This window comes from Rhodococcus sp. JVH1 (assembly GCF_000280725.2).
Taxonomy (GTDB): domain Bacteria; phylum Actinomycetota; class Actinomycetes; order Mycobacteriales; family Mycobacteriaceae; genus Rhodococcus_F; species Rhodococcus_F jostii_A.
This window is the reverse complement of the sequence record NZ_CP166289.1, coordinates 2,965,466-2,984,263: the sequence shown is the minus strand read 5'-3', so window position 1 is coordinate 2,984,263 and position 18,798 is coordinate 2,965,466. Positions and strand designations below refer to the sequence as shown.

14 protein-coding genes and 1 pseudogene are annotated in these 18,798 nt (G+C 67.6%); 4 read left to right on the top strand and 11 right to left on the bottom strand.

Annotation, left to right across the window (positions count from 1 at the left end; genetic code table 11):
• Positions 1 to 74: 74 nt before the first annotated feature.
• Positions 75 to 1,391, top strand: a pseudogene (locus JVH1_RS13535) (MFS transporter); the annotation flags it as partial.
• A gap of 113 nt (positions 1,392 to 1,504) precedes the next feature.
• A complete protein-coding gene (locus tag JVH1_RS13530; protein ID WP_009477621.1) occupies positions 1,505 to 2,725 on the top strand; it encodes an MFS transporter in 1,221 nt (406 codons plus the stop codon).
• A gap of 72 nt (positions 2,726 to 2,797) precedes the next feature.
• Here JVH1_RS13530 and JVH1_RS13525 read toward each other — a convergent pair whose 3' ends face one another.
• The 3 genes from JVH1_RS13525 to JVH1_RS13515 are packed head-to-tail and all read right to left on the bottom strand — an operon-like array spanning position 2,798 to position 6,854.
• Positions 2,798 to 4,384 (bottom strand): GMC oxidoreductase, encoded by a 1,587-nt coding sequence (locus JVH1_RS13525; RefSeq protein ID WP_009477622.1) that lies wholly within the window; start codon positions 4,382 to 4,384, stop codon positions 2,798 to 2,800.
• Entirely contained in the window at positions 4,381 to 6,168 is a 1,788-nt protein-coding gene (locus tag JVH1_RS13520; RefSeq protein ID WP_009477623.1) for a thiamine pyrophosphate-binding protein, read from the bottom strand. Before JVH1_RS13520 ends, JVH1_RS13525 begins: the two co-directional genes overlap by 4 nt.
• Before the next feature lie 20 nt (positions 6,169 to 6,188).
• Positions 6,189 to 6,854 (bottom strand): ThuA domain-containing protein, encoded by a 666-nt coding sequence (locus JVH1_RS13515; RefSeq protein WP_009477624.1) that lies wholly within the window; start codon positions 6,852 to 6,854, stop codon positions 6,189 to 6,191.
• Between the two features lie 209 nt (positions 6,855 to 7,063).
• Between JVH1_RS13515 and JVH1_RS13510 the strand changes: the two genes are divergently transcribed.
• Both JVH1_RS13510 and JVH1_RS13505 read left to right on the top strand, forming a co-directional pair.
• The gene (locus tag JVH1_RS13510; RefSeq protein ID WP_009477625.1) at positions 7,064 to 8,170 is read left to right on the top strand and encodes a LacI family DNA-binding transcriptional regulator; all 1,107 of its coding nucleotides are present in this window, start codon (positions 7,064 to 7,066) and stop codon (positions 8,168 to 8,170) included.
• Between the two features lie 46 nt (positions 8,171 to 8,216).
• Positions 8,217 to 9,101: an LLM class flavin-dependent oxidoreductase gene (locus JVH1_RS13505; protein ID WP_009477626.1), complete on the top strand. Its 885-nt coding sequence runs from the start codon at positions 8,217 to 8,219 to the stop codon at positions 9,099 to 9,101.
• A 43-nt stretch (positions 9,102 to 9,144) separates the two neighbouring features.
• Here the strand turns inward: JVH1_RS13505 and JVH1_RS13500 are convergent, their stop codons facing one another.
• The 8 genes from JVH1_RS13500 to JVH1_RS13465 form a co-directional block, all read right to left on the bottom strand.
• Positions 9,145 to 10,179, bottom strand: a complete 1,035-nt coding sequence (locus JVH1_RS13500; protein ID WP_009477627.1) for a proline racemase family protein — start codon at positions 10,177 to 10,179, stop codon at positions 9,145 to 9,147.
• A 180-nt stretch (positions 10,180 to 10,359) separates the two neighbouring features.
• Positions 10,360 to 11,256 carry a dihydrodipicolinate synthase family protein gene (locus tag JVH1_RS13495; protein ID WP_043780845.1) on the bottom strand — a complete coding sequence of 299 codons (897 nt, stop codon included), beginning with the start codon at positions 11,254 to 11,256 and terminating at the stop codon, positions 10,360 to 10,362.
• Between the two features lie 182 nt (positions 11,257 to 11,438).
• Positions 11,439 to 12,779, bottom strand: coding sequence for an MFS transporter (locus JVH1_RS13490; protein WP_009477629.1), 1,341 nt, complete (start codon positions 12,777 to 12,779; stop codon positions 11,439 to 11,441).
• A 75-nt stretch (positions 12,780 to 12,854) separates the two neighbouring features.
• Entirely contained in the window at positions 12,855 to 14,189 is a 1,335-nt protein-coding gene (locus tag JVH1_RS13485; protein ID WP_009477630.1) for an NAD(P)/FAD-dependent oxidoreductase, read from the bottom strand.
• Positions 14,186 to 15,625, bottom strand: a complete 1,440-nt coding sequence (locus tag JVH1_RS13480; protein ID WP_009477631.1) for an NAD(P)/FAD-dependent oxidoreductase — start codon at positions 15,623 to 15,625, stop codon at positions 14,186 to 14,188. Before JVH1_RS13480 ends, JVH1_RS13485 begins: the two co-directional genes overlap by 4 nt.
• On the bottom strand, positions 15,618 to 17,051 hold the full coding sequence (locus JVH1_RS13475; RefSeq protein WP_009477632.1) for an FGGY family carbohydrate kinase: 1,434 nt from the start codon (positions 17,049 to 17,051) through the stop codon (positions 15,618 to 15,620). The genes JVH1_RS13480 and JVH1_RS13475 overlap by 8 nt, the downstream gene beginning before the upstream one ends.
• A 36-nt stretch (positions 17,052 to 17,087) precedes the next feature.
• Entirely contained in the window at positions 17,088 to 17,345 is a 258-nt protein-coding gene (locus JVH1_RS13470) for a hypothetical protein (protein WP_009477633.1), read from the bottom strand.
• Entirely contained in the window at positions 17,342 to 18,781 is a 1,440-nt protein-coding gene (locus JVH1_RS13465; RefSeq protein ID WP_009477634.1) for an aldehyde dehydrogenase family protein, read from the bottom strand. Before JVH1_RS13465 ends, JVH1_RS13470 begins: the two co-directional genes overlap by 4 nt.
• Positions 18,782 to 18,798: the final 17 nt, after the last annotated feature.

Sequence of the window (18,798 nt, the reverse complement as noted above, 5' to 3'; positions counted from 1 at the left end):
GTCGGCGTTGATCGAAAGTTCACGCACTCGCTACTCGCTGAACGGACGCCTACCCCCGTAGGCGTCCGCGGCGGTCCGAGACCTACCGCAAGGACGAAATCATGGCAACACATGGAGCAGGCACCGCTCCCGTGCTCGACCATACACGCGTGCGTAAGGCGCGAATCGCGACATTCTTCGGCTTCTTCCAGCTGGGCGCCGTGATGTTGATGTGGTCGACGAGCACCACCTCGTTGCGTAGTCACCTCGGATGGGAAGGCGACGGCGGCGACTCCCAGTTCGGCCTCCTCGCGCTGTCGATCGGCATCGGCGCCGCCGTCGGCTGCTTCGCCATCGGCCCCTTCATCGATCGGTACGGTCCGAGAAACACGGCCATGCCCACGATGGTCGTCTACCCCCTCTGTTACATCCCACTCGCGTTCCTCGACGGACTGGTCGGAGCGATGGTGATCGGCGTGCTCATCGGACTGCTCCGCGGTGCCTTCGACACGGCGTTCAACACCCACGGTGTGCAGGTCGAGCGGTACTACGGGCGACCCATCATGTCTGCGTTCCACGCCGCCTACCCGGCAGGTGGCTTCGTGCTCGGCCTCGTCGGCAGCGCTTTGGCCCGGCACTTCACCGACAGCCCGGCCGTCGCCTACATCTCGATCGGCGTGGTCCTGTCGGTACTCGGTGTCGTCTTCGGCAAATGGCTTCTGTCTCTCGACGAGTTGCTGCCTCCGGAACAGGACGAGATTCCGGGCGCCGCCGACCCCGCGCACCCGGGAAAGCGTTCGGCCACCACCGCGACGCTCCTCGTGATGATCGGATTCGGTGTGCTTCTGCTCGGATCGATGTTGAGCGAGGGCGCGGTCCTGGACTGGGGTCAGGAATTCGTTCGCCGCGCGGTCGGCACCACGGCAGGCCTGGCAGCGACGGCTGTCACGCTCTACTCGGGAGCTCAGTTCGTCGGCCGGTTGTTCGGCGACAAGCTGGCCGAGTACTTCGGTGCGCGACTCATCGTCGGTGCGAGCGGTGTCATCGGCGCCGCCGGTGCGCTTCTCGCGATGCTGGGCGGCTCGGCTCCGCTCGCCCTCACCGGCTTCGTGCTGCTGGGACTCGGCCTGGCGTGCATGGCGCCGCTCATGCTGTCGGCGGCCGGGCGACGCGATCCCGAGAACGCCGGACGGAACATCGGACTGGTCAACGCAATCGGCTACGTGGGCATGCTCGTGGGGCCTGCCGCGATCACCGTCGTCGTCGACAACCTCGGTATCGAATGGATGCCGCTGCTGCCGGCTATCCTCCTCGCGCTGATCGCGATCGGCGGCCCCGCGCTGATGCGCCTGGTGCCGCGCTACCACAAGCCGTCGTCGGAGACGACCAGGCACGAGGTCGCGACCGGGTAGGTCTTGCTCTTCCGGTTCTGCGGTCCGGTACCTCTCCCGAGGTGCCGGACCGCCTTTCGTGTCATGAGCGGGTGATACGATTAACCATCCCCCGACACGAACAGGAGACAGCTGTGCCTACCGAGAGTCCGCCGTTGAAGCGGGGCGAGCGTGGCTGGAAAACAGCAACTTTCGTCATCTTCGTCGGGACGGGGATCACCTATGCGTCCTGGGTGACCCGCACTCCGGCCATTCGCTCCTCCCTCGGAGTCGGCACGGGCGACATGGGGCTGATCATCCTCGGACTGTCGATCGGATCGATGGCGGGACTGCTGCTCGCCGGTCCCGTCGTCGCCCGGATCGGCGCCCGTCACGTCATTACGGCCGCGGCCACCGTCGCGAGCCTCGGCCTGTTCACGGTGGGACTCGGTTCGGGTGTCGCGATCGCGGCCCTGGTCGGTCTGGGACTCGCGTTCACCGGTGCGGGATTCGGCATGTGCGAGGTGGCGCTCAACGTCGAGGGCGCAGCGATCGAGAAGCGTATGGGACGCAGCTTTCTGCCGTCGCTGCACGGTGCGTTCAGTCTCGGAACGCTCGCCGGCGCCGGCCTCGGGGCGATCGCCGAACTGCTCGACGTTCCGGTGCCGGTACATCTCGGGGTGCTGGCCGTCGTGGTCATCGTGTCGAGCGTGAGCGTCGTGGCACTACTCCCTCCGGCTACCGGACGAGAGGTCGGGCGCACGCGTCGACGATCCGGCACGTCCGGCCTGACCATCTGGCGGGACACCCGGATCGTTCTCCTCGGCCTGATCGCGCTCGGCATGGCGTTCGCGGAAGGCAGCGCCAACGATTGGCTGCCACTGGGAATCGTCGACGGGTACGGCGTCGGATCGGCCACCGGCGCCGCGTTCTACGTCGTGTTCGTGGCCGCGATGACGTCGGGCCGCCTGCTCGGCGGGCGCGTCGTCGACCGGTACGGCCGCTCTGCGACCGTCCGCTGGTCCGCGGCGCTCGCGGTGGCGGGGGTCCTGATCGTGATCCTGGCCGGGAACCTGGTTCTCGCCGCGCTCGGCTGCGTGTTGTGGGGTGCCGGTGTCGCTCTCGGATTTCCGCTCGCGCTGTCCGCGGCGGCCGACTCGGGTGCCGACGCCGCGCGACGCGTCAGCGCGGTGTCGACGCTCGGCTACATGGCATTTCTGGTCGGGCCGCCGCTCCTCGGGCTGCTCGGGGAGCAGTTCGGACTCCTGCAGGCCTTCTACGTCGTCCTCGCCGGCGCCGTCCTCGCCGGGCTGGTCGCGAGTGCGACCGGGGAAACCCGTGAGACCGAGGAGTCTCCGCTCGCCTGCGTGAGGTGAGAGTGGCTCGAGGTGAGCACGCAATCGCCCGGCCTCTGAGAACGAGGCCGGGCGAACCGTGATCGGATCACATCACACTGCGGCAGAAGCGATCTCCGGCGCCACGCGCAGCGCATTGGCCGCGATGGTCAGCGCGGGATTGAGCGCCGCCGACGACGGGAAGAACGAACCGTCCACGACCCACAGATTGTCGACGTCGTGACTGCGACAGTTCGGGTCGAGGACACTCGCCGCCGGATCGGTACCCGCGACCGCGGTTCCGCACATGTGCGAGTTCGTCGCGATCCCCATCCGCTCGGTGAGGATGATCGGATACCCCGCCTTGCGGACCGCCGCGGAGACGCGGCGAACCAGTTCACTGTGCGGTGCCGTGTTGTTGGGAGTCCAGTCGACGATGATCCGGTCGCCGTCGACCCGGACCCGGTTGTTCCGCGTCGGCAGATCCTCGGTGGTGAGGTAGATGTCGAGGCTGCGATCCACCACCGCCTTCAGCGCCCACATCGGAGCCCAGGGCCGCGCCCCCTTCACGTGCGCGGCCTGCAGTTTGCCGAGCATCTGCAGATTGCCGAGCGGGTACTCGTTGTTCGGGCCCGCGACGTACCAGTCGTTGATTCCCAGCGTCTTCTGCCACGCAGTCGTATTCGTCCGGAAGGGGTTGACGCCCATGAAGAACGTGCTGTTGTGCACCATGTAGTTCCGGCCCAGCAGCCCCGACGAGTTGCCGAGTCCGTCCGGATTCCGTTCGTCGGCCGAGCGGAGCAACAGCGCCGCGGTGTTGACCGCCCCTGCCGAGACCACGAACTGGTTGGCCGTGATCCGGATCGTGCGACCACGGAACTCGGCCTCCGCGGCGACGATTCGCGTGCCCTTCGCGTCGGTGAGCAGACGCGTCACCTTCGCTTCGGTGAGCAGACGCACCCGCTCCGACTGGAGAGCGGGCCGCAACGCCCGGTTCTCCGCCTCACTCTTGTGATCGGTCTGCGACGGGGTGCCGTCCGACGCCGTCGACTGCCGGCGATGCTCCTGTGTGGTCAGGTTCATGCCGTTCGGCGTGTGGAACGGGTGCAGGCCCTGCCGGCGAAGCGAGGACGCGAAACGCTCGATCGTCGGCTCGTGCGGCAGCGGTGGCAACGGGTACGGAGACGACCGCGGCGGTTCCGTCGGATCCTCGCCGTCGATGCCGTGCACCTGATAGAGACGCTCCGCCTCGGCGTAGAAAGGTTCGAGATCGGCGTAGTTGAACGGCCACCTCGGTGAGATGCCGTCGTAGTGCTGTGTCTCCTCGAAATCCGTGACTCGGAAGCGGGGGAGGCTGCCGCCGTAGAACTTGGTGTTGCCTCCCACCCAGTAGTACACGCCCGGCTGGAACGGTTCACCGTTTCTGCCGTCGAACCACGGTTCCGCGGTCTTGTACCGGCCCTCGAGGAACATTTCCGCGGCCTGTGAGTTCTCCACCTCGCGGGGGAGGAATCGTCCGCGCTCGACGACCAGGACGTCGACGTCCCGATCGCGGAGCGCCCACGCCAGCGTCGAACCACCCATCCCGGATCCGACGACCACGACATCGGCCGTGACCGTGTCGGAGTCGCCCACATCGACCACCGCGCCCTCGCGCAGCGGTGAATACGCGTCGATCTGATCGTGTCCGGACGTTCTCACAGGTGCTGTTCCTTGGCTCGGGTCGCCCAGTACTCGTCCTGACGCTCGTCCTCGATGTACGCGGGAACGGGGAAGTCCCACCAGCCGGGAACCCAGGGTCCCGCCGCATCACGATCGGTCGGGATTTCGATCAGCGCAGGCGCTTTCGAGTCGAAGGCCTTCCGGTAGGTGCTCTCGAGGTCGGCCGGGTCCTCCACCCGGAACGATTCGAGTCCGAACGACTGGCCGAGTGCCTTGAAATCGGGGCTGTACGGGGTGCCGTCCGGGCGGTTGAACTCGGTGCCGATGTGCCGGCTGGTCTGCTTGCGCTGGCCACCGCGGATCGACATGAAGCCCGCGTTGTCCTGGACCACGAAGACCACCGGAATGTCGTGCTGCACGCAGACACCGATCTCCTGCGACGTCATGAGGAAGTCGCCGTCACCGAGCACGCACGCCACCTGCCGGTCGGGGGCGGCGAGCTTGGCGCCGATCGCGGCGGGCACGGCCCAGCCCATGGACGAGAATCCACCCGACGTCAGGTGGGTGCGCGGGTGATACACCGGGAACGTCTGCTTCACGGCGCCCTGGGTGTTGCCGGAGCCGGCGACGATGATGCCGTCCCGTTCCATCACCGATCGCAGACCGCCGAGGGGGCGCTGGGAGGTGAACGGGAACCGGTCGGAATCGCGACGGCCTGCGAGCTTGGTCTCCCACTCCGCCTTCAGCTGCTCGAGTTCGGCGAGGTATTCGGACCGGTCGGCGCTGCTGCGGGGGAGGGAGGCGACGATCGCGGCGACGGTCGGCTTGGCGTCGGCGACGATGCCGACCTCGGCGGGGTAGTTCTTGCCGATCTCGTGCGGATCGATGTCGATGTGAATGAGCTTGGCGGGCGGAATCGAGAACGTGACTCCCTGCGCGTAGCTGGAGGACGACCAGTCGGTGAACCGGCAACCGATGGAGATCACCACGTCGGCGCGGGACGCGACGGCGTTGCCCACGATCGTTCCGGTCTGGCCGACGCTGCCCGCGAACAGTGCGTGGTCCTCGGGGAACGCGCCCTTGCCGTTCCACGTGGTGACGACGGGGATCTGCCACGTCTCGGCGAGGGCGAGCACCTCGTCTGCCGAGTCGGACGTGATGGCGCCGCCGCCGACGACGATCACCGGCCGTCGAGAGTCACGGAGCACGTCGACGGCCTTGTCGATCGCCAACGGGTCGGGCTGCTGGAGCCCGACCGGCAGCCGCCGTGCGAGGTCGTGGAGCGAGACGTCGGCGGCCTCGGCCTGCACGTCCATCGGCACCTCGATGTGCGCAGGCCCCGGGCGACCGGTCAGCATCGTGCTGAACGCACGGTGCATGATGAACGGCAATTCCTCCACGCGGGTGGCGACCCAGCTGCGCTTCGACACTGCGTCGGTGACCTGCGGAAAGCCGTTGTCGGTGTGCCGCTCGAGTTCCTGGAGCAGACCACGCCCGCGCATGTGGGTGGGCGGCCCGCCGGTGATGCACAGCAGACTCGTCGAATCGCTGTACGCGGTCGCGAGACCGAGCACGGTGTTCGCCGCACCCGCCCCGATCGACGCCACCGCGGCCATCGGCTTCCCGGACACCCGGTAGTACCCGTCCGCAAGGTGCGTGGCGCTCTGCTCGTGGTAGACCTGGATGAACGGGATCTCGGACCCCTTCTCCAGGAACGCATCGGTGAGCGACCAGATCCCGTGGCCGGGAATTCCGGTGACGTACTCGACGCCGTACTGCTTCAGGACCTGGGCGACCACCTGCCCGCCGGTCAATTTCGCCATGATCGTTTCTCCTTGCTGTGTCAGTTCGCTACGCGGGCGGCGTAGCGCAGTCCCTGCTTGGTCAGTCGGCGCACGTTCGGCTCCGACAGGTCTGCCGGCGTGTGGCCGATCGAGTGGTAGAAGACCCGGCCGGCGCCCCACTGGCGCACCCACGCCACCGGGCTGCGCAGTCCCTCCAGCCAGGGCAGGTGCTCGCCGCTGAACTCGGTCTCCGCGAGCACCCGGTTGTTCGGGTCGACGTGCATGTAGTACTGCTCGGACGCCACCGCGAAGTCCTCGACACCGGCGGTCACCTCGTGCTCGCGGTCGGTGATGGTCACCTTGTACGGCTGCGGGAAAGCCTCTCCCGCAGGATGTTCGACGAAGTCGCCGCCGAGGAGGAAGTGGTACTTCAGGCTCGCCCGGAACGCGGCGGCTGCGCCGTGCCACGCTGCGACCCCGGTTCCGGCCACGACGGCGTCGAGCAGGTTCTTCTCCTGTGAGTCGCTCAGGTCTTCGGTGGTGAGCGCGTTGTTCCAGCCGAGCACGATCAGGTCGTATCCGGTCAGGTCACGGTCGAGGGTGAAGATGTCCTGCGACTCCTCGACCTGGTAGTTCAGCTCGGAAAACAGTTCGCGTGCCCATGCGGCGATGTCGTACGGATGGTGGCCGGGCCAGCCGCCGTAGAGGTAGAGGACCTTGGTCATGAGTGCTCCCGTGGATGATGAAACCGCAAATGGTGAAACGATTAACTTATGGTGGTGAATCGTATCACCGGCTGGGGAGCTGTCAATGGCTGATGCCGAGGGGGACGTGGGGAGCGTCCGGACGCGGACTAGGATCGGGCTTTGCCAATTGTGCGCTCCGGTGCGCAACGGCCGGTTGCGGCCGATGATCGCCGACGAGGGAGCACCACTTGGTCACGATGAAGGACGTCGCCCGAGCGGCCGGAGTATCGGTCGCCACCGTCTCCTACGCTTTCAGCAAATCGTCGAAGGTCTCTGCGACACAACGGGAACGCATCTATTCCGTCGCCGCGGAACTCGGTTACGCCGGGCCGAACATCGCCGGGAGCAGTCTGCGGTCGGGGCGAATCGGCGCGGTCGGCGTGATCGTGCCCGATTCCCCGGTGCAAGCGCTCGAGGATCCGTCCGTGACCCTGCTGATGAAGGGCATCGCGGAGATCGGGAACTCGGCCGACATCGCCCTCACCCTGTTTCCGGCCTCACGTGGTGGCTCCCCGGATTCACCACCGAACTCGCTGGTTCTCCGTGGACTCGTGGACGGTGTGGTCATCCACAACGTCCCCGACGGTCACCCCCTGGTCGAGGCGATCATCGCGCGCGGTATCCCGGCCGTCGTCGTCGATTCGCCCAGAAGTGCGGGACTGCCGTTCGTGGCCATCGACGACCGGCACGGCGCCTATCTGCAGATGGACCACATCCTGAGCCTGGGCCATCGACGCATCGGGATCATCGTCGACAAACTCGGCCAGGACTCCGACTGCCGGATGGTCACGGCGGACGACGTCGGCGCAGCGACCGAACGCAACGCGCGGGAGCGGCTTGCCGGTTACTACGCCGCGGCCCGTGACCACCACCTCCCGGTGGAGGAACTGTCGATCGTCGTGGCGGGCAACATCGATCGCGCCGCCGGTGCCGAGGCCACCCGGATCCTGCTCGACGCCGCTCGGCCGACCGCTCTCGTGGCGACCTCCGATGTGCACGCGGTGGCGGCGTGGCAGGTGTTACGCGAGCGCGGCCTGACGGTGCCCGACGACATGTCCGTCATCGGATTCGACGACGCACCCGTTGCAGAGCTTCTCGGTCTCAGCACAATTCATCAGCCGATCGTCGAGAAGGGCCGCGCGGCCGCGACGATCCTGCTCGATCGGCTGGGCGGCGGCACCCGCACGCGATCGATGATGAAGACGTCGCTGGTCGTCCGCACCAGTACTGCGCCGCCGCGCGAATCCAGCACCGCGCCGCCGCGCGAATCCAGCACCGCGCCGCCGCGCGAATGATGGCGATGCCCCGCGACGGCCGGGCGTCATCCTCCATGATGGATCGATGACGACTGCGGTGCCGCGACTGTGCGTGACGTTCCTCCCGACGATCGAACCCGAGAGGTTGAAGGACTTCGCGCGGGTGGCCGAGGACAGTGGTCTCGACGAGATCTGGTTGTGGGAAGACTGTTTCAAGGAGAGCGGCGTGGCTACGGCGGCCGCGGCACTCGCGTGGACGGAGCGCATCCACGTCGGCGTCGGGTTGATGCCCGTCCCGCTGCGCAATGTCGCGCTCACCGCGATGGAGATCGCCACGCTCGCTCGGTTGTTTCCGGGTCGAGTGATCGCGGGTATCGGACACGGTGTGCAGGGCTGGATGGAGCAGGTGGGTGCGCGGGCGGCGTCGCCGATGACCCTCCTCGAGGAATACACGGTGGCGCTCCGGGCACTGCTGGACGGCGAGTCGGTGAGCACGCAGGGGCGGTACGTTCGGCTCGACGGGGTGAGACTCGACTGGCCTCCCGCCGAACGGGTTCCGCTGATGCTCGGCGGCGAAGGTTCCAAATCGGTCCGCCTGGCGGCACGTCTGGGTGACGGCAACCTCCTCGCGTCCGCGGTCGGCGAAGGCGACATCCGCAGAACCCGCGACCTGATCCTCGACGAAATCGGAGCGGACGGGGTGTCATCGCATCACCTGGTCGTCCCGAAGATCGCCGCTACCGGGGAGGGTGCGCGGCAACGGGTGGACGAGGAACTGGCGCGGTGGGAGAAGCCGGCCGACACCGGAATCGGGGTCGCGGGTGACGCGAACACCGTCGCCGAGGAGGTGCGAAGGCTTGCCCGCCTGGGCGCGACGTCGGTGGCTTTCGCGCCGACCGAGGATGAACCGGACCTGCTGGGCTTCGTCGAGTTCCTCGGCCGCGCCGTCAAACCCCTTATCCCCACGTGAGTGGGAAAGAGTGCCCGAGCACACTTTCCCACTCACGTGCGGGTCAGTTGCCGGTCGGCCAGGTGTCGGACAGGGTGTAGCCGGTAGGGAACGGGTCGGCGGGGTCGAGCCCGACCTGGCTGAGCTCGGTGATGTACGCCTGGCCGCTGACGCGGGGAACCACGGCGTCGTACGTTCCGACCTTCGTCAGTCTGTCGATCCGGCTCTCGAAGCGACTGCCGATCACCGATTCGTGCACGAACTTCTCCCCGACCTCGATGAGGCCCTTCGCCTTCAGCACCGCCAGGCGGGCGGACGTGCCGGTGCCGCAGGGCGAGCGGTCGAGTCGGCCGGGGGAGACCACCACGGCATTCCGGGCGGTCAGCACCCCGTCGGTGCGTGAGAGCGGGCCGACGAACTCGGTCTGAGTGATTCCGGCGAACTCGGGATTGGTCGGGTGCACCGCGGGGATCTGCTCGGCGGCGGCGGTCTTGACCTTCTGTCCGAGGTCGCAGATCTCGCGCGCCTCGTCGGGTTGCAACTTCAATCCGAGTTGGTCGGCGTCGGCGAGCACGTAGGCCATGCCACCCCACGCCACGTCGACGGTCAGGGTGCCGTAGCCGTCGAGTTCGAGCGGCACCCCGATCTCGTAGGCGAACGCAGGCTGGTTCTCGAATTCGACGCTCGTCACCTTGCCGTTCTCGCAGGTGCAGCGAATGCGGATGAGCCCGGCGGGTGCTTCCAGCACGATGTCGGTGACCGGTTCGACCATGGGAATCATGCCGGTCTCGAGCAGCGCGGTGGCGACGCACATGGTGTTGCTGCCCGACATGGCCGGGTACTCCGTGGACTCGGCGATGACGTAACCCATCTGGGCTTCGGGGTCCGTCGCCGGGACGACGAAGTTGACGCACTGGGTCACCGAGCCCCGCGGCTCGTGGAGCAGAAGCTGACGGAGGTCGTCGCGATGCTCGCGGAAATGCTTCATCTTGTCGAAGACCGTGGCGCCGGGGACGTCGCCGATTCCGCCGGTGACGACGTTGTTGATCTCGCCCCCGACGTGACACTTCACTACGTTGACTACTCGACTCCAGCGCACGATCTTCCTCCGTGTGTTCGTCTGCGTTGCGGTGGCCTGGTTCCACCCTGCCAGGGCTGAACTTCTCTGCGCCTGCCGGCGAGAGGCGAGGCCGGCAGCAGAGTGATTGCTGCCGGCCTCTGCGCACGTGTCGGGGAAGGGTCACTCCGTGATGAACGCGCGCGGTCTTCTTGGTGGTGACTAGCGGGCGTAGGTGAGTCCGGTCTCGGCGATGAGCTTGGTGAGCTCTTCCTTCTTGTCCGCGGGCAGCTCACCGTACGGTGCGCGGGGCACTCCGAGGTCCACGCCGACGGCCTGAGCGGCCGCCTTGGTGGCCACGGCGTAGCCCTCCTTGCCGAGGAAGTCGAGGACGTTCCACAGCCGCTTGAAGATTTCGAGGGCCTCGGTGTACTTGCCGGCCTTGGCGAGTTCGTAGATCGCGACGCACTCCTTGGGGGCGAAGTTGGGCGCACCCCAGATGGAACCGGCGGCACCGGCGGAGAAGGCGGGCAGCACGATCGTGTCCCAGCCGACGAAGGTGTCGATGGCGTCGCCGAGGTTGAAGATGAGGTCGAAGGCCTGCTCGATCGACCCGGACGTGTCCTTGATGTACCGGACGGCGTCCGTGCGTTCCAGCAGTTCACGGTAGAACGGGCGATCCAGGTTCATTCCCGTGACACCCGGCAGGTTGTATGCGATCACCGGGATGTTCGCCGCTTCGCCGACGGTGGCGAAGTATTCGATGACCTCGTGGCGCGTGGGGGCCTCGTAGAAGGGCTGCACCAGCAGGACGGCGTCGGCGCCTGCGTCGGCTGCGTGGCGGGACAGTTCGATGGCCTCCGCGGTGCGGGTGGAGCCGGTCTGGGGTGCGACGGGCACGCGGCCGGCGGCCTGGTCGATGACGACCGTGTTGACGAGCTTGCGCTCGTCGAGCGTGAGGGCTGCGAACTCTCCGGTGCTGCCGCCGGGTACCAGGCCGTGCAGTCCGTTCTCGATCAGGAAGTCGACGTGGTTGCGCAGTGCGCCTTCGTCGACCGAGCCGTCCTGGGCGAAGGGCGTGGAGACGGCGGCGAGGATGCCACCCAGCTTCTTGGTCATGTCGTGTCCTTGTTCGGTGGTGGTGGTCGATGCCCGTTGTGGGGGTCCTCGACTGGTGAACTTTCGGGAACTCGCTCTCGCCTTCGACAATTGTTGAATTGGCGATTGTCGACAAGAGAACGATGTCAAACCTAAGGTCGATCCTCGGTGGTGTCAAGGGATCGGCAGGGGATCTTCGGCCGCTATTCGCCGACGGTGATGGGATCGCGGCGAAGGGGCTCCGCCTCCGCCCTCGCGTCGACTTTCCGGCCCGCGGTTTCGTGTAGCGTCGCCGCCGCCACGATGGCCATCACGCCCGTCACGATCAGGATGACCGAGGGGGCCAACGGACTGCCGGTTGCCGCGATCAGATACGTCGCCACATACGGCGCGGTGCCGCCGAAAACTGCGACCGAGATGTTGAATCCGATCGAGAATCCTGCGTACCGAACACGACTCGGGAAGATCTCCACCATCGCTGCGCCCGACGCGGACATGAACATGGCGAGGCAGATCCCCATCACGGCGTGCGCCACGACGATTGCGGGGACATTCCCCGTCGCGAACACCATGAACGCGGGATAGACGATGAGCGTGCTCGAGACGGCGCCGAGGATGATCACCGGTTTGCGGCCGTAGCGGTCGGAGAAGCGGGCGAACACGAAGATGGCGACCGCCGCCGAGCACAGGCAGGTGACCGTCGACGCGGAGGCCAGGCCGAACGAGAATCCCACCTCCGACTGCAGATACGTCTCCATGTAGACGAAGATGAAGTAGAAGGCTGCGGCCTGCAGCGCAATGCACCCGACCACCTGCACGATCTGCCGGCGACTGGTCGCGAGGGCGTCCTTGACCGGGGACTCGCTGACTTCTCCCGACGACTGGAGTCGCTCGAATTCTGCTGTGTCGCTGAGCTTCAGCCGAATGTAGAGACCGACCAGCCCGAGCGGTCCGGCGATGAGGAAGGGGATCCGCCAGCCCCATTCGAACATTGCCGTTTCGCTCAGTGCGGCGTTGAGGCCGAGGATGAGAACCGAGGCCGCCGCGTTGGCGAGGTAACTCGAGCAGTGCCAGAAGCTGACGGTGCGCGCCCGCCTGCCACGTTTCGCGGATTCGACGAGGAACGTCGCCGCACCGCCGGGCTCGCCGCCGGCGGCGAAACCCTGGATGATCCGCAGTGTCACCAGCAGTGCCGGGGCCGCGAGGCCGATGGTGGCGTATCCCGGCAGCAGGCCGACCGCGAACGTCGACAGCGACATCAAAATGATCACCGTCGCAAGGATCTTCTTGCGGCCGACCTTGTCTCCGAGCCGGCCGAAGACGAAGCCGCCGATCGGATTCATCAGGAACGCGACTCCGAATGCGGCGAACGTTGCGAGCAGACTCGTCGCCGGATTTTCGGAGGGGAAGAAGATCCTGCCGAGCAGGACGGCGAGGAATCCGTATGCGGCGAAGTCGAACCAGGTGATGAAGTTTCCGATCGCGGCGGCCGTGATGGCCCGCCGCATCTCGGGGCCGTGCAAACCGCCCTGTACTTCCGTCATGTGTCTTCCGATCGATCGAGGTTTATTGTCGACAATCTGTGTGTGAGCTGAACGAGAGAGTGTGTCGGGGTGTGCTCAGCTGCAGCGGGTCGGGATGAATTCCCCTGCCGCGTTGCGCATGGTTTCCTCGTGAGGCGCGTTCGCCAGACCGACGGTCACGGGCCCCTGGGCCGGGTCGACGGCATCCATGATCGACCACGGCACGCGGAAGACCCGCCCCGGTGACGCGGCCCACGGCAGCGCCTTGGTCGCGACGACGTGACCCCGCTGCGAGACAGTCACCTTCGGGAACCGGACCAGCTGATCGGTCCACAGCAGCAGGCGCCGGCGTGGTGGGGCCGGGTCGCCTGCCCGGAGCAGTCCCGGGGAAACCCAGCGGAACGGCGGGGCCGCGAGGATGCGCACCGCGGTCGCACCCGGATCGATCGCTTCGCCGGCGTCGAGGAACGCGGCCACCCGGTCTGCGACGAACGTGCCGTCGAGGGCTGCGATGTCGGCGGTGTCGACCGGGTGCAGGACGTTGCCCGCGGCGAAGACGCCCGGCCTGCTGGTGCGCAGGGCGGTGTCGACCAGCGGTCCCTTCGTTCCGGGGTCGATGGCGATACCCGCCGTGCGCGCGAGTTCGTGGTCCGGGATCCAGTCACCGGTGAAGACGACGGTGTCGCACTCGACGATCTCGCGTGCGCCGGTGTCGAGATTCTCGATCTCGACCGCCTCCAGATTGCCGTGGCCGATGACGCGCACGACGCGGGTGCGGGTAGCGATCGGGAGCCGGAACAGCGCCTTGCCGGGAATGGTGAAGGCGGCGTAGGACTCCGGTGACGGGTACTGCGTCGTCATGAGCACGGTCGTGCACCCGGCGTGCTTCAGCGTCATGACAGCCGACCAGCTCACCAGTTCGCCTCCGACGACCACCGCGCGTGTTCCGACCCGTCCGCGGTGCAGGTGCACCATGTTCTGCAGTTGTCCGGTGGTGTAGACCCCGGACGGTCTGTCGCCGGGAATCATGCGGGCCGGACGGGCACGCTCACGGGCGCCGGTGGCCAGGACGAGCGCCCTGGACTCGATGCGGAGGAGCCCCGCGGGTGAGGTGACGTCGAGCGCGCCACCGGGGTGCACCGCCGTCACCATCGCGTTCGGCATGATGTCGGCTCCCGCGGACTTCGCCTCCCGCACCAGGCGTTCGGCGTAGGCCGGGCCGCCGATGAACGTGTGCATGTCTCGGATGCCGTAGCCGGGGTGATCGCAATGGCGCGGGATCCCACCGGCACGGCTTTCACGGTCGAGGACGAGAGCCTGCCGCCCGTGGACCTTTCCGAGCTGTGTGGCCGCAGCCAACCCGGCGGGGCCTGCGCCGACGATGGCGACATCGGCGGTGATCACGGTGCGTGAGGTGTCGGGAGCGCTCATCGGACGGCTTCCTTCCGGGTCACGGCCGCCTCGGGCGAACCTACGGGGCATCGGTGTGCAGCGACGAGCGAACCGACCTCGGCGCCGCAGAAGAAGCCCTGGCACCGGCCGTTCATCGCCCTGGTGCGACGACGGAGCCCTTCGAGTCCGGCCGGGGGGATCAGCGACTGGTACGCGTCGCGGATCTCACCCGCCGTGACGCGCTCGCAGAAGCAGACGACCCTGCCGTATTCACTGTCACGCGCGATGAGTTCGGCGTCCTGATACGGGCGAGTGAATGCCTCGCCGATGTTCGGCATCCGGGGCGGCGGCGGCAATTCGGTGCGTGCGCTGTCGAGAGCGCCTGCCTTGGTGAGCAGTTCGCCGACGTACTCGGCCACCGCCATCCCGGACGTCAGTCCGGTCGAGCGGATTCCACCGACCAGGACGTAACGCTGATCGTGGTCGACCTCGACGAGGTAGTCGCCGTGGTCGGTGGCGGCACGGAGTCCGGCGTACGTGGCGGTGACCTCCTCCTCGAGTAGGCGCGGCATCAGCTTGGCGCCCTTGTCCAGCAGGAACTCGAAGCCGGCTTCCGACGTCGCCGTCGCGGACCGGTCGGTGAGGTCTTCCGCGGTGGGTCCGAGCATCACGTTGCCGTAGATCGTCGGGCTGACCAGAACACCCTTGCCGCGGGACGACGGGACGGGGAGCACGATCTTGTCGATCAGCGGTCGCGCGAGCTTGTCGTAGACGAGCAGTTCGCCGCGCCGCGGGGTGACGTGGAATCGTTCGTAGCCGAATTCCTTGTCGATGTAGTCGGCTCCCAGCCCGGCGGCGTTGATCACCCACCGCGCGCCGATGTCGCCGCTCGAGGTGTGCAGGATCGTCCGCTCGGGCAGGGCGGTCACCGACTCGGCGCGGGTCCGCGTCCGCAGCGTCACTCCGCGAGCGACGGCATCCGTCGCCAGCGCGAGGTTGGTGGTCCAGGTGCAGATGATCGACTCGTCGGGGACGGTGAGCCCGCCGAGCGCGCCGTCGCCGAGCGCGGGCACGAGCCGGTAGATCTCGTCGGCGTCGATGATGTCGCAGTGGGTGTAGCCGTTGTCGGCTGCCTTGTCGCGCAGGCCCGGCAGTGCGGCCAGTTCCTCGTCGTTCCACGCGACGAGGATGGCCCCCGACCGTTCGACGGGAATCCCGGTCTGCTGTGCGTATTCGGAGAGCAGCGTGTAGCCGCGGCTCACCATGCGGGATTCGAGTGTGCCGGGCTTCGCGTCGAATCCGGTGTGCAGGATCGCCGTGTTCGCCTTGCTCGTCCCGTCGCCCACGTCGTCCCGCGCCTCGACGAGTGCCACGGTGTGCCGGTATCCGGCCAGCTCCCGCGCGATCGCCGAGCCGACGATGCCCGCGCCGAGCACGACGAAATCGTAGTCAGGGGGCGGAGGGGTGTCAGTCATCGCTTTTCTCCTGTGGCAGCGCCGCTCGTGCGGCCGCCCGCCAGTGGTGTCGGAATTCTGCCGCGCGGTCGACCGACCACCGCGGCTCGTAGGTGGTCGCCGGTTCCCAGTCGGCTACCGCGTCCTCCAGGGACAGGTCGGGGTTCAGTGACAATCTGGCGCACGCCGCCGCACCGAGAGCGGTGGCGTGGGACGACGGATAGACGTCGAGGGGGATCTGGATCAGATCGGCCGTGGCCTGCATGAGCCGGCGGGACCGAGTGAGACCGCCGTCCACCCGCAGCCGGGTGAGGGGAGCGCCCAGGTCACCTTCGACGGCAGACACCAACTCCGCTGTCTGCGCCGCCAGCCCCTCGAGGACGGCGGCCACCAACTGGGACCGATCGGTGGACAACGTCATCCCGGAGAACGACGCCGTCGCGTCCGGCCGCCACCACGGTGCGGCGAGACCGGCCAGTGCGGGCACGAAATACGTTCCACCGGAATCGTGTGCGGCCACACTGTCGAGGTCGCGCGCCGACTCGATCAAGCCGAGGTCCTGGATCCACCGGATGGCGGAGGCGGCGGTGTAGGCCTGGCCGTCGACGCAGTACGACGTCTTCCCGCGCACATTCCACGCGACGCAGGACGCCAACCCGGCTGCCGAGCGGACCGGGAGCGTGCCGGTGTTGGCCAGCAGGAACGCCCCGGTGCCGAACGTGCACTTGGCGGTGCCCGCGTCGAAGCACCGCTCCGCCAGCAGAGCCGCCTGCTGATCGACGACGAGACCGCCGACGGCAGCGTCGGATCCGAAGACATCCGTGGTTCCCACGACGACGTCGTTGGCGACGATGGCAGGCATCCGCTCGGCGGAGAGCTCGAACAGCTCGAGCAGCTTCGGATCCCACGCGACCGTGTCGAGGTCGGTGAGCAAGGAACGGCTGGCAGTGGCGGAATCGGTCACGAACTCCCCGGTCAGGTAGTGCACGATCCAGGTGTCCGTCGTGGTGACCACCCCCGCCGTGGTGGCGTTCTGCCGCAGCCACTGCATCTTCGGCGCCGAGAAATAGGGATCCAGCACGAGGCCCGTCCGCTGTTCGACCCATGACTTGGACTCGGACTTGGTGCGGCACAGCTGGTCCGACCGGCGGTCCTGCCACACCACGGCCTGACTGAGGGGTCGGCCGGTGTCCGGGTCCCACACCAGGACGGTCTCACCCTGGTTGGCGAGGGAGACGGCAGACACGGGCACACCCGCTTTCGCGACCGCGCTCCGTCCCGCCTCGAGGACCGAACCCAGCAGTTCCATCGGGTCCTGCTCCACGCCGCCTGAGGCGAGATACGCCGGCCGGACCGGTGTTTCGGCGATCGCGAGGACGTCGCCGTCCTCGGAGACGACGACAGCCTTCGTGCCGGACGTGCCCTGGTCGATGGCAAGGACTGTCACGCGCTCTTCCTTTCGGGTCGGAGGGGTGGAACAGGTCTAGTCGGTCGGAGTGCGAAAATCGAACTCGTATCTCGCGGTCGTGTCGTCGACCCGCCACACGTCGACGTTGCCGTCCCACAGCGTCACCAACCAGCACGTGCGCCCTCGCGACGGCACGACCATGGTGGCGTGCGCCCAGGGCGACGTCGTTCCGCTGCGCAGGTCGATCCGCCGGATCGCCCGTCCGACCGCGTCTTCCGGCTCTACCGGATCCCACGTGCCCCACGCGGTGTCGTGGCGGCTCGGCGCCGTCACGACAGGCTCACGATGACGTGCTTGACCCGGGTGAATTCCTCGAGACCGGCCGCGCCGCCCTCCTTGCCGTAACCGGAGCCCTTGAAGCCGCCGAGCGGTCCTTCCGGGCCGACCGCCATGTGGTTGTTCACCCACACGACCCCGGACTCGATCGCGTTGACGTTCCGCAGGGCTCGGCCGATGTCGCGGGTCCAGACCGACGCGGCGAGTCCCTGCTCGACCGCATTGGCCTTCTCCAGCGCGTCCGCCTCGTCCGTGAACGTCTGGACCGTCGCCACCGGGCCGAAGATCTCTTCCTGCACCAGCTGATCGTCCTGCTGCAGACCGTCGATGAGGGTGGCCTCGTAGAAGTAGCCGGGACCGTCGACGATCTTGCCGCCGGTCACGACCCGTGCGTGGTCGGGCCTGCCGTCGACGAGCTCGGCGACGCGGGCGCGCTGGCCCTCCGAGATGAGAGGTCCGAGAACCGTCGACGTGTCGGCGGCGTCACCGATCCTGGCCGCCCGCAGGCTGTCGGCCAGCGCCGCGACGAACGTGTCGTGGATGGTCTCGCTCACCAGCAGCCGGGTTGCCGACATGCACTCCTGGCCGGCGTTGAACAGGATGCCGTTGGTGAGGATCGGGAGTGCGGCCTCGAGGTCGACGTCGTCGTAGACGACGACGGGAGCGTTCCCGCCCAGCTCGAGCACCAGCCGTTTGGGTGTGGCACCCGCAGCCTCGGCGATCCGCTGTCCCGCGGACGTCGAGCCGGTGAAGGAGACGAGGTTGACGTCGGGGTGACGAACGAGAGCGTCCCCGACCACACTGCCCTTGCCGTGCACGACATTGAGAACACCCGCGGGCAGCAGCTGCTGCGCGAGCTCCGCGAACCGGGTGGTGGCCAGCGGGGTCAGCTCGGCCGGCTTGACGACCACGGTGTTACCGGCGACCAGTGCGGGTGCCAGCTTCCAGATCGCCTGCCAGAGAGGGAAATTCCACGGTGTGATGCCGAGGACGACGCCCAGGGGTTCGCGCCGGACGAAGCTGGTGTTGCCTGCGGTGAATTCACCGGCGGCCTGCGCGGACAACGCCCGGCCCGCTCCGGCGAAGTGCCGGAACGCCGCGACGATGCCGGGAAGCTCGTCACCCTTCGCCGCCGTCGTCGGCTTGCCGGCATCGAGCGTCTCGAGGTCGGCGAGTTCGTCCAGGTTCGCCTCGAGGAGGTTGGCGAGGTCGTGCAGAATCTGCGAGCGCTCGCCGGGCGTCTTCGCGGCCCAGGCGGGGAAGGCGGCGCGGGCCGCGTCGACGGCGCGGTAGCCGTCCTCGACGGTCGATTCCTGGAGTTCGGCGACGACCTCGCCGGTGGACGGGTTGCGGACCTGTCGCACCTGCTCGGAGGATCCTGCCACGGCCTTGCCGTCGATGATGTTGGTGACGGAACGAAGCGTGGTTGACATGAAAGTCCTTTCGAAAG